General features: G+C 65.1%; 17 protein-coding genes and 1 tRNA gene. 15 read left to right on the top strand and 3 right to left on the bottom strand.

Features of this window, described 5'->3' with window-relative positions; genetic code table 11:
• The first annotated feature begins 160 nt into the window (after positions 1–160).
• From ACTEK7_RS25165 to ACTEK7_RS25150, 4 genes are all read left to right on the top strand, one after another.
• On the top strand, positions 161–664 hold the full coding sequence (locus ACTEK7_RS25165) for a peptidase associated/transthyretin-like domain-containing protein (protein WP_036014379.1): 504 nt from the start codon (positions 161–163) through the stop codon (positions 662–664).
• Between the two features lie 13 nt (positions 665–677).
• On the top strand, positions 678–1,316 hold the full coding sequence (locus ACTEK7_RS25160; protein ID WP_225147317.1) for a ferric reductase-like transmembrane domain-containing protein: 639 nt from the start codon (positions 678–680) through the stop codon (positions 1,314–1,316).
• 321 nt (positions 1,317–1,637) lie between these two features.
• Entirely contained in the window at positions 1,638–2,426 is a 789-nt protein-coding gene (locus tag ACTEK7_RS25155; protein ID WP_036026978.1) for a class I SAM-dependent methyltransferase, read from the top strand.
• A gap of 273 nt (positions 2,427–2,699) precedes the next feature.
• Positions 2,700–3,176: a cyclic nucleotide-binding domain-containing protein gene (locus ACTEK7_RS25150; protein ID WP_036014373.1), complete on the top strand. Its 477-nt coding sequence runs from the start codon at positions 2,700–2,702 to the stop codon at positions 3,174–3,176.
• A gap of 126 nt (positions 3,177–3,302) precedes the next feature.
• On the opposite strand, the gene ACTEK7_RS25145 is transcribed toward ACTEK7_RS25150, so the two are convergent.
• The 3 genes from ACTEK7_RS25145 to ACTEK7_RS25135 all read right to left on the bottom strand — a co-directional run bounded on the left by ACTEK7_RS25145 (position 3,303) and on the right by ACTEK7_RS25135 (position 4,842).
• On the bottom strand, positions 3,303–3,506 hold the full coding sequence (locus tag ACTEK7_RS25145; RefSeq protein WP_036026980.1) for a hypothetical protein: 204 nt from the start codon (positions 3,504–3,506) through the stop codon (positions 3,303–3,305).
• A gap of 801 nt (positions 3,507–4,307) precedes the next feature.
• A complete protein-coding gene (locus tag ACTEK7_RS25140; RefSeq protein ID WP_085969234.1) occupies positions 4,308–4,658 on the bottom strand; it encodes a RidA family protein in 351 nt (116 codons plus the stop codon).
• 109 nt (positions 4,659–4,767) lie between these two features.
• A tRNA-Thr gene (locus ACTEK7_RS25135) sits at positions 4,768–4,842 on the bottom strand.
• Between the two features lie 317 nt (positions 4,843–5,159).
• Between ACTEK7_RS25135 and ACTEK7_RS25130 the strand changes: the two genes are divergently transcribed.
• The 11 genes from ACTEK7_RS25130 (at position 5,160) to yacG (ending at position 13,391) form a co-directional block, all read left to right on the top strand.
• Positions 5,160–5,348 (top strand): hypothetical protein, encoded by a 189-nt coding sequence (locus ACTEK7_RS25130; protein ID WP_036014369.1) that lies wholly within the window; start codon positions 5,160–5,162, stop codon positions 5,346–5,348.
• A 38-nt stretch (positions 5,349–5,386) separates the two neighbouring features.
• Entirely contained in the window at positions 5,387–7,093 is a 1,707-nt protein-coding gene (locus ACTEK7_RS25125) for an FAD-dependent oxidoreductase (RefSeq protein WP_225147384.1), read from the top strand.
• Between the two features lie 126 nt (positions 7,094–7,219).
• Entirely contained in the window at positions 7,220–7,528 is a 309-nt protein-coding gene (locus ACTEK7_RS25120) for an EthD family reductase (protein ID WP_036014366.1), read from the top strand.
• A gap of 191 nt (positions 7,529–7,719) precedes the next feature.
• Positions 7,720–8,229 carry a hypothetical protein gene (locus ACTEK7_RS25115; RefSeq protein ID WP_036014365.1) on the top strand — a complete coding sequence of 170 codons (510 nt, stop codon included), beginning with the start codon at positions 7,720–7,722 and terminating at the stop codon, positions 8,227–8,229.
• A gap of 150 nt (positions 8,230–8,379) precedes the next feature.
• Positions 8,380–9,204 carry an alpha/beta fold hydrolase gene (locus ACTEK7_RS25110; protein WP_128264893.1) on the top strand — a complete coding sequence of 275 codons (825 nt, stop codon included), beginning with the start codon at positions 8,380–8,382 and terminating at the stop codon, positions 9,202–9,204.
• A gap of 142 nt (positions 9,205–9,346) precedes the next feature.
• Complete coding sequence (locus tag ACTEK7_RS25105) at positions 9,347–9,790, top strand: DUF2948 family protein (protein ID WP_036014359.1); 444 nt, start codon at positions 9,347–9,349, stop codon at positions 9,788–9,790.
• Between the two features lie 139 nt (positions 9,791–9,929).
• Positions 9,930–11,225: a histidinol dehydrogenase gene (hisD, locus tag ACTEK7_RS25100; RefSeq protein ID WP_225126906.1), complete on the top strand. Its 1,296-nt coding sequence runs from the start codon at positions 9,930–9,932 to the stop codon at positions 11,223–11,225.
• The gene (locus ACTEK7_RS25095) at positions 11,222–11,719 is read left to right on the top strand and encodes a UPF0262 family protein (protein WP_025032375.1); all 498 of its coding nucleotides are present in this window, start codon (positions 11,222–11,224) and stop codon (positions 11,717–11,719) included. Before hisD ends, ACTEK7_RS25095 begins: the two co-directional genes overlap by 4 nt.
• Positions 11,720–11,790: 71 nt before the next feature.
• Positions 11,791–12,258, top strand: a complete 468-nt coding sequence (locus ACTEK7_RS25090; RefSeq protein WP_225147318.1) for an arsenate-mycothiol transferase ArsC — start codon at positions 11,791–11,793, stop codon at positions 12,256–12,258.
• 154 nt (positions 12,259–12,412) lie between these two features.
• Positions 12,413–13,042 (top strand): Maf-like protein, encoded by a 630-nt coding sequence (locus tag ACTEK7_RS25085; protein ID WP_057027605.1) that lies wholly within the window; start codon positions 12,413–12,415, stop codon positions 13,040–13,042.
• Positions 13,043–13,208: 166 nt separating this feature from the next.
• Positions 13,209–13,391: a DNA gyrase inhibitor YacG gene (yacG, locus tag ACTEK7_RS25080; RefSeq protein WP_036027000.1), complete on the top strand. Its 183-nt coding sequence runs from the start codon at positions 13,209–13,211 to the stop codon at positions 13,389–13,391.
• The last annotated feature ends 149 nt before the right edge of the window (positions 13,392–13,540 follow it).

Below are 13,540 nucleotides of genomic sequence, written 5' to 3'. Positions count from 1 at the left end.
GGGCCCCTCTTGTCAGCTCATCTGAGAGATGCACGCCGCGAAGACGGCCGTTCACAACACTGTTATTGCAGGCCCTGGCGCCCCTCGCGCCAACTGGGCGTTTTACACCTGGTATTGTAGCTTGCGGGAAGCAGCTGCGCTGCTGCCAGGAGGAACTGACATGACCACGGTCGTCTTCACCCGCCGCAACCTCCTCGCTGCCGGCGGCTCCGTCCTCGCAACGGGCCTTCTGGCAACCGGCGCTTCCGGCGTCCTGCTGCCCGCCCGTGCGAGCGGCCTCGCACCGACCGAGTCGATGTCGGGCGGCGCGAACAATTACCGCAAGGGCGCGGCGATCGTGGAGCGGATCGGCAAGGGCGGTTTCTGGATGAGCGGCACCGTGCGCCGCGCCGGCGACGGGGCTCCGCTGGCCGGGCAGCGCATCCAGATCTGGGCGCACACCGTCGAAGGGCGGGAGCACGAGCCGCAGAGCCACGGCGCAACGCTCACCGACAAGGACGGCAGGTTCCGGCTGGAGATGCCGCAGATCATTCCGATCTTCGGCCAGCCGCACGGCCACCTCGCCTATGACAGCGGCGAGTTCAAGACCGTCTTCCTGCGGCCGGTGATGCGGAGCGCCAAGGAGACCAGCCTGGAGGCGCACTTCGTGCTGCAGCCGGCTTGAACCCGACTTGCAGATGACGCGATGGAGATCGGCCCGGGCGCCCCTGATCTGGGGCGCCCTTGGCTTGGCGATCGGCGTGCCGGTTGCGCTTGCTGCGGCCAGCGAGCAGCTGGCATGGCGCGATCCTGTCTACATTATCGCCGGCTTCGCCGGGATCATCGCCCTCGGTCTCGTGCTCGTGCAGCCCTTGCTGATCGGCGGCTACCTGCCGCGATTGTCGGCCTATCGCGGCAGGCGCGCCCATCACTGGATCGGCGGCGCGCTTGCTCTCGCGATTCTGATCCACGTCGCCGGCCTCTGGATCACCAGCCCGCCCGACATGGTGGACGCACTGACCTTCTCATCGCCGACGCCGTTCTCTCCCTTCGGCGTGACCGCGATGTGGGCCATCTTCGCGGTTGCATTCCTGGCTTTGTTGCGAAGGCGGTTGGGATTGCGCCCGCGAACCTGGCGCATTATCCATATTCCCCTCGCCATCGTCATCGTCGCAGGCAGCGTGGTCCATTGCCTGCTGATCGAGGGGACGATGGAGACGATCTCCAAGGTGGCACTCTGTGCGCTCGTCCTCGCGGCGGCCGTGAAAGTCATGATTGACCTGCAGGTGTGGCGGAAGCGACAGGCGCCGCGCGGGGAGAATGTCGCACGGCAATAATCCGGCGGATCTGGTCAGCTCCAGGACTTCCCCAGGGGGCTATCGCATTTGGGAGTTTTCCCCGCGGCCATCCTTCGAGACGCCCGCTTTGGGCGGGCTCCTCAGGATGAGGGTGGAGTGCGCGGCAGCAAATTTCAACGAGCACTGATGCTGATTAGCCTCATCCTGAGGAGGCGCGTCAGCGCCGTCTCGAAGGACGAGGCGTGCGCGCTGGCCGCTGGTACGAGTCATCTGCGATAACCTGGGGACTTCCCCAGTCCCATCTCTTGTGCGCAGAATGGCGCGCGCCAAGCATCGTCATCGAGCCGGGAGGATCTCGACATGGCAGAGCAGACCATTCGCTTCGACGATGGTGCCGCCTACGAGCAGATGATGGGAATCTGGAGCCGGTTCGCCGGCGAGATATTCCTTGATTGGCTGGCACCTCCTGCAGGCTTGCGCTGGATCGATATCGGCTGCGGCAACGGCGCCTTCACTGAACTCCTGGTCGAGCGCTGCAGCCCCGCCGAGGTCCAGGGCATTGACCCCTCGGCAGAGCAGCTCGCTTTTGCGCGCACACGACCTGCGGCGCGCGTGGCAAAGTTTCACCAGGGCGATGCGATGGCACTTCCTTTCGCCGACGCCAGCTTCGACGCGGCCGTGATGGCGTTGGTTCTGGTGTTCGTTCCGGACCCCGCGAGGGGCGTCAGCGAAATGGTGCGGGTCGTTGTCCCCGGCGGTGCGGTCATGACGTATATGTGGGACATGTTGGGCGGCGGCTTTCCGCTCGACCCGATCTACGACGAGATGAAGGCGATGGGCATTCCGGCAACGCGCCCGCCGCGGATGGACGCCTCTCGCATGGAAGCGTTGCGGGACCTGTGGCGAGGAGCAGGTCTCGAGGACGTGCAAACGCGAGAGATTACGGTGCAACGGACGTTCTCAGGTTTCGATGACTTCTGGGCAATCAGTCTGAAGTCCCCCGCGCTCCGGCCTTCCGTTGCCGCCATGAGGCCCGCGGACGTCGAGACCCTCATCGCGCGGGTGCGTGCGGGCCTGCCGGCGCATGCGGACGGCCGCATCACCTGCACTGCGCGCGCGCACGCGATCACGGGGCGCCGGCCCAAATAGCTCGCACTGTGCGGCCCGTAGGATGGATAGAGCACTTGCGAAACCCATCATCTTCGCCACCGCACGAGTCTGATGGGTTTCGCTGCGCGCGGCAGTGGTCCAGAGTCGAGAGGTGAAATCTCTCGCCGCGTCATTGCGAGGAGCCCTTGCGACGAAGCAATCCAGACTGTTTCCGCGGACACATTCCTGGATTGCTTCGCTACGCTCGCAATGACGGAACCTGGCTGCACCGCTTAGCTTGCCGCAGCCTTCGACCGGGCGTAACCTCGCGCAATGCTCGTCACGTCCCCCGATCTGAAAGCGTTCCTGCTGGCGACGCCGTTCTTCGGCGGGCTTTCGGAGGCAGGCCTCGACCTCTTGATCTCGATGCTGGTCGAGCGCCGCTTCGAGGCCGACGCGACCGTTGTGGCCGAGGGCGAGCCGGGACGTTCGATGTTCATCGTCAAGTCCGGCCGGCTGGCGGTGAGCAAACGCACGCATGCGGGCAGGGTCATCCCGATATCGCGTTTGGAGCCTGGCGATTTCTTCGGCGAGATGACGCTGATCGAAATGCAGAACCGCTCCGCCACTGTTATCGCGGAGGCGCCGACCGTGCTGTACGAGCTGACGGCCCAAAAGCTCTATGCCTGCTACAAGGCCGACATCCACGCCTACGTGATCGTTCTGCAGAACATCAATCGCGAGCTATGCCGGCGGTTGCGCCGTTCGGACGACCGCTTCGCAGCACTGCAAATGAATGGCGACCATTGATGGTGCGCAGTGCGTAGGATGGGTAGAGCCCTTGCGAAACCCATCATGTTTCGTGGCTCGACAAGGAGCAGATGGGTTTCGCTTCGCTCTACCCATCCTACGGGCTACTGAGATCCTCGACGCGCATCACGACTTGTCGTGCGCGTACTTCTCCAGGACCAGCCGATTATACTCGTCCCTGACGGCTCTGCGGGAAACATGTCCCTTCCGGTCCTTGGCGATTTTCAAAAGATCAGGATCGGTCGGTGCTTTTGATTTCCGCCGAAATCTCGCAAGAAGAGGAATCGTCGGCTCCGACATCCTTCCAAACAGGCGGTCGAACCATCCCATCGTGTCCTCCCGGACAGGTCGCGAGCGAAAAGACTAGCACCATGAAATGAGGGGTCAACGTGCCGTGTGGCCGCAACCTTTCGAAGAGGCGCAACCGGAAGGACACCGATCGCAACGCTTCTGGCCCGTCGGGCAAAACACCGCCTCTCCCGCGCAGCCCCCGTCAATCCCTTCCCGCAATATATTCCACTTTACCGAAATTCGGAATTGCAGTATCCATCGCTCATCCCGGCCCAGGGAGAGGGGCGATCGTACGTCGTCACGAACGAGGGCCAGGGTGCGGTGGACGCGGCTGCGTCGGGCACGCGGGGCGGGACCAGGGCGAGATGAACCTCGTGAGGTCTCACAGCGTGCGGAACGGACGGCGCCAACATCCGGCGAAGCCTCTTGGCGGAGCCGGAAGCTGCGTACGGCAAAACCGTGTGGTCCTGACCGTCGTTGCTACGGTCAAGCCTTGCGGAGATGCATCTGGGCTCAACCGGGCCTTGAGGCATCGTCAATTCGCGAGGTGATGGAGGCCAGAAGGAACTCGGCTCCGGGGAGAGCAGGCATAAGCCGTCAAACCACTGCGCAGGGAAGGCCGTGTGTTGGGCTTCACCTGTATGCCGCTGTGCAGTTTTCTGCGTGTGCTGTCGCACAGCGGACCGTGGGTGCCAGCCGGCACCCGGCCTTCCCTGCGCCCTCTTCATAGAAGAGGGACAAGGAAACGAGCAAAACTCGGGCGTTTCGGGCCGCGAGAATGCCAAGCCATGTGTGGAAGACTGACGAAACGACCGAACTTGCTCTTCTCGCCCGTGAGGATCAGCGGCGCGCGGCGATCGCCGTCAGCTCCAGCTTGACGCCCGGGCCGAGATCCGCAACGCCGATCGCGGCACGCGCCGGCAGATGCTCCGCGGTGAAATAGCGCTTCCACACCTGGTTGAACGCGGCCTTCTCAGTGAGGTCGGCCACGAAGATCGTCACCTGCAGAACGCAGGACAGATCGGAGCCGGCCCCCTCGAGCAGGGTCTTCAACTGGCGCAGCACATCCTCGGCCTGGCCGGCCATGTCGAGCCCGGCATCTTCAGGGACGATGCCGCCGAGATAGAGCACGCCATTATGCTCGACGATCTCGTGGAGCAGTCCTTCATAGGGCAGGGAGCGTGTGATCACGATCGCATCCATGGGTGTTGCGGGCGCGCTGGCCAGGCACAAGGCTTGGTTCAACAAGGCTTGGTTCAACAAGGCTTGGTTCAACACGGCTCGCGTCGGTGAGGAAAGCTGGTGCTGCCAGACAGGATTGAACTGTCGACCTCTCCATTACCAATGGAGTGCTCTACCACTGAGCTACGGCAGCATGTGCTGGGACAAGAATCGGCCGCCCGAGGGGCCTACCAAGCGGGCCGATATCTGCCACAAGCCCCCCTCCTGCGCAAGCTTGCTAGCCCCGCCAAAACGAGAAAATCGGGCCGATATCGGCGCCAAAATGCCCGTTTTCGTCCGGACTGACCGCCTTCATGCCGATTCGGGGTCTGATATCCCTGCCCAACTGGTCAGTTGGCCGGGGAGCCGGATTCGATCCATCTCGCGTTTCGCAAGGGTCCTATCGCCTCACCCTCTTGAGCTGCCACACTTCGATGGCATCCTGTGGCCGGTTGCTGTGATGGAGCCGCGATGGGCGACGAGACTGACAAGAGCGCGAGGCAGCCGAGGGCGTCCCGGGACGACCGGCTGAAATCGGCGCTGCGCGAAAACCTGAAGCGGCGGAAGTTGCAGGCGCGCGAACGCGCCGCAAGCACCGACCCCTCGCAGAACGACGATGGTTCCCTAAATGAGGGGGCCGCCGGCAAGACCTCTCGTTGAACGCCGGCGGCTGGAAATTTGGAGTGCAAGCAGTGGCCATGGGGCAGGACGAAACACAACGAACCGATCGTGATGCGCAGCTGTTGCGGTTCACCCGCCCCGAGCAGACCTTTCCGGCGCTGACGCCCGCCGAGATCGAACGGATCAGGCACTTCGGCGAAATCCGCACCTACGCGGACGGCGAGTTGCTGTTCGAGACCGGCAAGCCCGGGCCCGGCATGTTCGTGGTGCTGGCGGGCCACGTCGCCATCACCCAGCGCGACGGTCTCGGCCACGTCACGCCCGTGATCGATCAGGGGCCGGGGCAATTCCTGGCCGAGCTCGGCCAGCTCTCGGGCAGGCCGGCGCTGGTCGACGGCCGCGCCGAAGGCAATGTCGAGGTGCTGCTCGTCCCGCCGGACCGGCTGCGCGCGCTGCTGGTGGCCGAAGCCGAGCTTGGCGAGCGCATCATGCGCGCGCTGATCCTGCGCCGGGTCAATCTGATCCAGGGCGGCATCGGCGGCCCCGTGCTGATCGGGCCCTCGAACTCCGCGGGCGTGGTGCGCCTGCAGGGCTTTCTCACCCGCAATGGCCAGCCGCATCATCTGCTCGATCCCGAGAGCGAGCATGACGCCGCCGAACTGATCGCGCGCTATTCGCCGAAGCCGGAGGATTGGCCGCTCGTCGTCACGGCCGGCGGCACGGTGCTGCGCAATCCCAGCGAGACCGAGCTCGGCCGCGCCATCGGCATGATCGGCGGGGCCAAGGACAACCGCATCTACGATGTCGCCATCGTCGGCTGCGGGCCGGCGGGGCTCGCGACCGCGGTCTATGCGGCGTCCGAAGGTCTCTCGGTCGCGGTCGTCGACACCCGCGCCTTCGGCGGCCAAGCCGGTGCCAGCGCGCGCATCGAGAACTATCTGGGCTTCCCGACCGGCATCTCCGGCCAGGCGCTGGCGGGCCGCGCCTTCACCCAGGCGCAGAAGTTCGGCGCCGACATCATGATTCCGATGTCGGTGAGCTCGCTGGATTGCTCGCGCGTCAACGGCACCTTCGCGCTGGCGCTGGATTGCGGTGAAACCTTGCGCTCCCGTTCGGTGGTGGTCGCCAGCGGCGCGCGCTATCGCCGTCCCGATATTGCCAACCTCGAGAAGTTCGAGGGCCGCGGCGTCTGGTACTGGGCATCGCCCGTGGAGGCGCGGCTCTGCGCCGGCGAGGAGGTGGCTCTGGTCGGCGCCGGCAATTCGGCCGGCCAAGCGGCCGTGTTCCTGTCGGGCCATGCCAAACGCGTGCTGATGATCATCCGCGGCGGCGGCCTTGGCGCCAGCATGTCGCGCTATCTCATCGAGCGCATCGAAGCGACCCCGAACATCGAACTGATGTTCAACACCGAGATCACCGCGCTCGAGGGCGACGAGGCCTCGCTGCTGCGGCGCATCCGCTGGAAGAGCCGGCTGTCGGATGACGAGGATTCCGCCGACATCCGCAATCTCTTCCTGTTCGTCGGCGCCGATCCCGCCACGTCCTGGCTCGACGGTTGCGGCGTGACGCTCGATCGCGGCGGCTTCGTCGTCACGGGCGCGCAGTCGGAGCAGAACCAGGGCAAGCTGGTGGCGCCGCTGGAGACCTCCGTGCCCGGCGTCTACGCCGTCGGCGACGTCCGCTCCGGCTCGGTCAAGCGCGTCGGCGGCGCCATCGGCGAGGGCGCGCAGGTCGTTGCCTCCCTGCATGGCTATCTCGGCGACGCCGCAAAACCGGCGCTTTAGTCAAGGACAAGGCAAGGCAATGGCAAGCCAAATCCGGCTTGTCATCTTGCTGCGCAATGCGTGACTATCCCCTCGTCGCGAGGCAAATCGCGCGCGGAAAAAACAACGATTCAACGGGAGGACCAAATGGCTGAAGTCGTCGTGCTCTACAAGACACCCAAGGATGCTGCCGCCTTCGACAAGTACTATGCCGAGACGCACATTCCACTCGCCAAGAAACTTCCCGGCCTGAAGAACTACGCCGTCAGCAAAGGGCCGGTCGCATCTCCCGCAGGCCCTTCCGGAATCCATCTCGTCGCCATCCTCACCTTCGACAGCGTGGCCGACGTTCAGGCCGCCTTTGCCAGCCCGGAAGGCAAGGCGACCGGCGCCGACGTGCCGAAATTCGCCAGCGGCGGTGCCGACATCCTGATCTTCGATACCAAGAACGTGTGAGTTCGATTCAACTTTCGTCGAAAGCCTGCCGTCGTTTGTGACAGCGCTGCAAAAAGTTCAGCCATGCGTTTTTCGATTTCGCACGATGACGCATGGCTGCGCTCATGCATGTGACGACAACGCAGGTGGTAATCCGATGAGGACCGTAATACTATTCTCGTCACCTCAACGCCGAGAGTAGGAGAGATGTCATGGTGCTTGGCCTAAGCCTGCCCGCCCTTACGCTGATCCATGTCATCATCAGCCTGATTGCCATCGTCGCCGGGCTTGTCGTGATGTTCGGCCTGCTTGGCTCGAAGTCGATGCCGGGCCTGACTGCGATCTTCCTGCTGTTCACCATTCTCACCAGCGCGACTGGTTTCCTGTTTCCATTCAAGGAGCTGCTGCCCTCGCACATCATCGGCATCATCTCGCTGGTGCTGCTCGCGATCGCCTGTTTCGCGCTCTACGGCATGAAGCTCGGCGGCGTCTGGCGCCCGGTCTACATCGTCACCGCGATGATCTCGCTCTATTTCAACGTCTTCGTGCTGGTGATCCAGTCGTTCCTCAAGGTGCCCGCACTTGCCGCGCTCGCGCCCGCCGTGCCCCCGGCGCCGCCATCGGGGCCGGTCTTCGCCGTGGTGCAGGGCATCGTGCTGGTGTTCTTCGTCGTGCTGACCATCGGCGCCTGGCGCCGCTACAAGCCCCTGGCGTTTGCCTGATTGGCCCCTCTCGTCATTCCGGCCATCGCACAGCGATAAACTCTGGTGCGCAATCGCGCACCTGAGAATCCCGATTTAACAATCTCCAGATTCCGGGTTCGCGCTGACGCGCGTCCCGGAATGACGTCTCTCATTGAAAGGAGCCCCACCATGCCCACCATCACCACCAAAGACGGCGTCGAGATCTTCTACAAGGACTGGGGCTCGGGCCAGCCGATCGTGTTCAGCCATGGCTGGCCGCTGTCCTCGGACGATTGGGACGCGCAGATGATGTACTTCGTCACGCGCGGCTATCGCGTCATCGCCCATGACCGCCGCGGCCACGGCCGCTCGGCGCAGGTCGCCGACGGCCACGACATGGATCATTATGCCGACGATCTCGCCGCGCTCACCGCGCATCTCGACCTCAAGAACGCCCTCCATGTCGGCCATTCCACCGGCGGCGGCGAGGTCGTGCACTACATCGCCCGTCACGGCGAGAGCCGCGTCGCGAAGGCCGCGATCCTCTCCGCGGTGCCGCCGCTGATGGTGCAGACCGCAGCCAATCCCGGAGGCCTGCCGAAGAGCGTGTTCGACGATTTCCAGGCCCAGCTTGCCGCCGGCCGCTCGGCCTTCTACCGCGACATCGCCGCCGGCCCGTTCTACGGCTACAACCGCCCCGGCGCAAAACCGCTGGAAGCGGTGATCGAGAACTGGTGGCGCCAGGGCATGATGGGTGGCGCGAAAGCGCATTACGACGGCATCGTCGCGTTCTCGCAAACCGATTTCACTGAGGATCTGAAGAAGATCAACGTCCCGGTGCTGGTGATGCATGGCGACGACGACCAGATCGTGCCATACGCGGACTCGGCGCCGCTCTCGGCCAAGCTGCTCAAGAAAGGCATCCTGAAGACCTACAAGGGATTCCCCCACGGCATGCCGACCACGCATGCCGAGACGATCAACGCGGATCTCCTGGCGTTCTTCAGGGAGTGAGGTTTCACGACTCTCACCCTCCCTTGTTGTGGGAATGGGTGGCTCGCCGCGTAGCGGCGAGCCGGACGAGGGCTTAACTTGTGTGTGGAAATTTCGGGGCTCGTGCGCGTTGAGCCCCGTCCACTCCAGGAGAGGCGCGGCGATGTCGCCCCAGCTCAAACTGATCGCTCTCGACGCCGACGACCTCGCCGTGATCTCGACCCATGTCCAGGACGCCCGCGTCCAGGCTTCCGATATCATTTGGCGGCAGGGCGAGAAACGGCTTGTGGTCGGAATGAGCCGGCTGGACTGGGAGCAGACCTTGGAGGGCGAGACCGAGCCGCGCCGGCTGGTCGCAGCGCTCCGTTTCGACCGTGTGCTCGCCTGCAAGTCGCGCAACATTGACCTCGCCGCGCCGGACAAGATCCTGGATCTCGTCGGCATTGAATTTCACCCCCGGGACGGCCGAGCCGAGGAGCCCGGCGGCAGCGCCCTGCTTTTGTTCGCCCAGGGCGGCGCCATCCGCCTGGACGTCGAGTGTCTGGAATGCGAGCTGACCGACCTCGGGGCCGACACGCTGGGCACTGGAGTCCAGGGGGAGGGCTGAAGAGGCCGTATACCAGCCGAATGGGCCCTGGCTGGGATGGCATCTGCCGAGGGTTGACGCAGCTTTCCCGCCGCGCCATTGAGCAGGGGACCTGGTGCGCCGACCCGCCCCTCAAGACCAGCCGGAAGCCAAGCGAAACATGCCCGTTCGCCTCGACCGCAGCAGCGCCGATTTCGACCAGCGATTCGCCGCCTTCCTCGCCGCCAAGCGCGAGGCGTCGGCCGACGTCGAGGCCGCCGCGCGCGCGATCGTCGACGACGTGGCCAAGCGTGGCGACGCCGCCCTGCTCGAGGCGACGGCCAAGTTCGACCGCTTGAGGCTGGACGCATCCTCCTTGCGCGTCTCCGCCGCCGAGATCCAGGCCGCCGTGAAGGCCTGCGAGCCTGCGACGCTGGATGCGCTCGAGCTTGCGCGCGACCGTATCGAGACCTATCACCGCCGCCAGCTGCCGAAGGACGAGCGCTTCACCGATCCGCTCGGCGTCGAGCTTGGCTGGCGCTACACCGCAATCGAATCCGCCGGCCTCTACGTCCCCGGCGGCACGGCGGCCTATCCGTCATCGGTGCTGATGAACGCGGTGCCGGCGAAAGTCGCCGGCGTGTCGCGCCTCGTGATGGTGGTGCCCTCGCCGGACGGCAAGCTCAATCCGCTGGTCCTGGCGGCCGCCCATCTCGGCGGCGTCACCGAGATCTACCGTGTCGGCGGTGCGCAGGCGGTGGCCGCGCTGGCGCATGGCACCGCGACCATCGCGCCGGTCGCCAAGATTGTCGGCCCGGGCAATGCCTATGTCGCTGCCGCGAAACGGCTGGTGTTCGGCAAGGTCGGTATCGACATGATCGCCGGCCCCTCGGAGGTGCTCGTCATCGCCGACGACACCGGCAACGCCGATTGGATCGCCGCTGACCTCTTGGCGCAGGCCGAGCACGATTCCAGCGCGCAGTCGATCCTGATCACGGACTCGGCGCGCCTCGCTGCCGACGTCGAAAAGGCGGTGGAGGCGCAGCTGAAGACGCTGCCGCGCGCCGCGATCGCCAGCGCGTCCTGGGCCGATTTCGGCGCCGTCATCATGGTGAAGAACCTGGGCGACGCCGTCCCGCTCGCGGACGCCATCGCGGCCGAGCATCTCGAGATCATGACCGTCGATCCCGACGCGCTCGCTGCGAAAATCCGCAATGCCGGCGCGGTGTTCCTCGGGCCGCACACGCCCGAAGCGATCGGCGATTACGTCGGCGGCTCCAATCACGTGCTGCCGACGGCGCGCTCGGCGCGGTTTTCCTCCGGCCTCTCGGTGCACGACTTCATGAAGCGCACCTCGATCCTGAAATGCGGGCCCGACCAATTGCGTGCGCTGGGACCTGCCGCGATGACGCTCGGCAAGGCGGAGGGGCTGGATGCCCATTCCCGCTCGATTGGATTGCGCCTCAATCTGTCATGACAAAGCCGCCCGCACAGGACGACTCAACTAATCGCATCGTCGGCGTCACGCTCGACGAGGAATCGATTGGCCGTTCCGGGCCCGACATCGAGCACGAGCGGGCGATCGCGATCTACGATCTGATCGAGCAGAACCTGTTTGCGCCCGAGGGTGCGGACGGCAAGGGCCCGTTCACGCTGCATATCGGCATCACCGGCAACCGGCTGATGTTCGACATCCGCCGCGAGGACGGCACGCCCGTGGTCGCGCATCTGTTGTCGCTGACGCCGTTCCGGCGGATCGTGAAGGACTATTTCATGATCTGCGACAGCTATTACCAGGCGATCCGCACCGCGACCCCCGACAAGATCGAGGCCATCGACATGGGCCGCCGCGGCATCCATGACGAAGGATCGCGCACGCTGCAGGAGCGGCTGAAAGGCAAGGTGCGGGTCGACTTCGAGACCTCGCGCCGGCTGTTCACGCTCATTACTGTCCTGCACTGGAAGGGTTAGGGCATGGCCCGGAAAAGTGTGCAGCGGTTTTCCGACAAGGCCATGCCCTCTATCAAAAGAGGCTGAGCGCGATGGCGGATCCGCCACGCGCACGCGATCCTCAGTCGGTGCTGTTCGCCTGTGCGATGAACAGCGTGCGCTCGCCGATGGCCGCGAGCCTGTTGCAGCACATGTTTCCGCAAGGGCTCTATGTGAAGTCGGCCGGCACCAGGAAGGGCGAGCTCGATCCCTTCGCCGTCGCCGTGATGGGCGAGCTCGGCCAGGACATCTCCGGCCACAAGCCGCAGACCTTCGAGGAGCTGGAGGATTGGGAGGGACTGAATTTCGACCTCATCATCACGCTCTCGCCCGAAGCGCATCACAAGGCGCTGGAGCTGACGCGAACGCTCGCGGCCGAGGTCGAATACTGGCCGACGCAGGATCCCACCACCATCGAAGGCAGCCGCGACCAGAAGTTAGCTGCCTATCGCGAGGTCTGCGATCAGCTTCTGATGCGCATCCGGCGGCGCTTCGCCAAGGTCGGCGCGGCGAACGGGTAGCATCGGCCCTCCGTAACACCCGCGTCACAGAGAGCAGGCACAGCCGTGGCGGATACATCGAATCACCAAACTCCGGTTCCCGGGTTGTGAAATCGGCCCCCTTCCGATAGGTTCCGCGCGCAATTCACCCCTGCCTCATCTTCCAAATCACCTGATGCTTGGCCGCCCCAAATTCGTACTTGCCTCCGGCTCGCCGCGTCGGCTGTCGCTGCTCAACCAGGCCGGCATCGAGCCGGATGCGCTCCGGCCGGCCGACGTCGACGAGACGCCGAAGCGGGGCGAGCTGCCGCGCGCCTGCGCCAACCGGCTGGCCAGGGCCAAGGCCGACGCTGCGCTGAAGTCGGTGCAGCTCGACGACGAGCTGCGCGGCGCCTTCATCCTCGCCGCCGACACGGTGGTGGCGGTCGGCCGCCGCATCCTGCCGAAGGCCAATCTGGTCGACGAGGCCGCGCAGTGCCTGCGGCTGCTGTCGGGCCGCAACCACCGCGTCTACACCGCGATCTGCCTGGTCACGCCGCGCGAGGCTTTCCGCCAGCGTCTGGTCGAGACGCGCGTGCGCTTCAAGCGCCTGTCCGAGGACGACATCCAGGCCTATATCGGCTCCGGCGAATGGCGCGGCAAAGCCGGCGGCTACGCCGTGCAGGGCATCGCCGGATCCTTCGTGGTCAAGATGGTGGGGTCCTACACCAACGTCGTCGGCCTGCCGCTGTACGAGACCACGACGCTGCTCGGCGGCGAGGGCTTTCCGATCCGCTTCGGCTGGCTCAATACCACCGCGGTGTGAGCCCAAGTGAGCCCAAGGGCCGCGCCGACAAAAACCTCGAAAACAACCCCATGCACAGTAGAATGGCCCTGCCGGGTCCGCGCCGCGGCGCATGCGCGGCTGCGCCAGGAACCCGTTTCCGGGCAGGCTCTTGAACCCCGTCACCCCGTGTAAGCTGCCGACATCCATGGACGACCAGGTCAACAAGCCCACCGGCCCGCTCAAAACCTGCCCGATCTGCGGCAAGCCGCAGACGCAGGCCACCCGTCCGTTCTGCTCCTCGCGCTGTCGCGACGTCGACCTGAACCGCTGGCTGAAGGGCTCCTACGTCATCCCCGGCCGCGACGACGAAACCGACGACGTCGAATAATCGAGCTATTTCAATGTACTAAGAGCGTCACTGAGGTGCCGAGCACCAGCCGCAGCAACCCCGCTCGATCTTGTGCACAGAGGGGCCGCGCCCGGCGCAGCCACTTGGCGAAGCCGGGTGGACAGGCCGCCTCGAGCCCACTATAAACC

The organism is Bradyrhizobium sp. JHI2711 (assembly GCF_056156565.1).
Note: the sequence above shows the minus strand (reverse complement) of the source record. Positions and strands in the feature narration are given on the sequence as shown.

Bases quoted from the DNA above. Each gene is read 5' to 3' on its own strand.
- ACTEK7_RS25165 (WP_036014379.1), top strand. From the start codon at position 161: ATGACCACGGTCGTCTTCACCCGCCGCAACCTCCTCGCTGCCGGCGGC.
- ACTEK7_RS25160 (WP_225147317.1), top strand. From the start codon at position 678: ATGACGCGATGGAGATCGGCCCGGGCGCCCCTGATCTGGGGCGCCCTT.
- ACTEK7_RS25155 (WP_036026978.1), top strand. From the start codon at position 1,638: ATGGCAGAGCAGACCATTCGCTTCGACGATGGTGCCGCCTACGAGCAG.
- ACTEK7_RS25150 (WP_036014373.1), top strand. From the start codon at position 2,700: ATGCTCGTCACGTCCCCCGATCTGAAAGCGTTCCTGCTGGCGACGCCG.
- ACTEK7_RS25145 (WP_036026980.1), bottom strand. From the start codon at position 3,506: ATGGGATGGTTCGACCGCCTGTTTGGAAGGATGTCGGAGCCGACGATT.
- ACTEK7_RS25130 (WP_036014369.1), top strand. From the start codon at position 5,160: ATGGGCGACGAGACTGACAAGAGCGCGAGGCAGCCGAGGGCGTCCCGG.
- ACTEK7_RS25125 (WP_225147384.1), top strand. From the start codon at position 5,387: ATGGGGCAGGACGAAACACAACGAACCGATCGTGATGCGCAGCTGTTG.
- ACTEK7_RS25120 (WP_036014366.1), top strand. From the start codon at position 7,220: ATGGCTGAAGTCGTCGTGCTCTACAAGACACCCAAGGATGCTGCCGCC.
- ACTEK7_RS25115 (WP_036014365.1), top strand. From the start codon at position 7,720: ATGGTGCTTGGCCTAAGCCTGCCCGCCCTTACGCTGATCCATGTCATC.
- ACTEK7_RS25110 (WP_128264893.1), top strand. From the start codon at position 8,380: ATGCCCACCATCACCACCAAAGACGGCGTCGAGATCTTCTACAAGGAC.
- ACTEK7_RS25105 (WP_036014359.1), top strand. From the start codon at position 9,347: ATGTCGCCCCAGCTCAAACTGATCGCTCTCGACGCCGACGACCTCGCC.
- hisD (WP_225126906.1), top strand. From the start codon at position 9,930: ATGCCCGTTCGCCTCGACCGCAGCAGCGCCGATTTCGACCAGCGATTC.
- ACTEK7_RS25095 (WP_025032375.1), top strand. From the start codon at position 11,222: ATGACAAAGCCGCCCGCACAGGACGACTCAACTAATCGCATCGTCGGC.
- ACTEK7_RS25090 (WP_225147318.1), top strand. From the start codon at position 11,791: ATGGCGGATCCGCCACGCGCACGCGATCCTCAGTCGGTGCTGTTCGCC.
- ACTEK7_RS25085 (WP_057027605.1), top strand. From the start codon at position 12,413: ATGCTTGGCCGCCCCAAATTCGTACTTGCCTCCGGCTCGCCGCGTCGG.
- yacG (WP_036027000.1), top strand. From the start codon at position 13,209: ATGGACGACCAGGTCAACAAGCCCACCGGCCCGCTCAAAACCTGCCCG.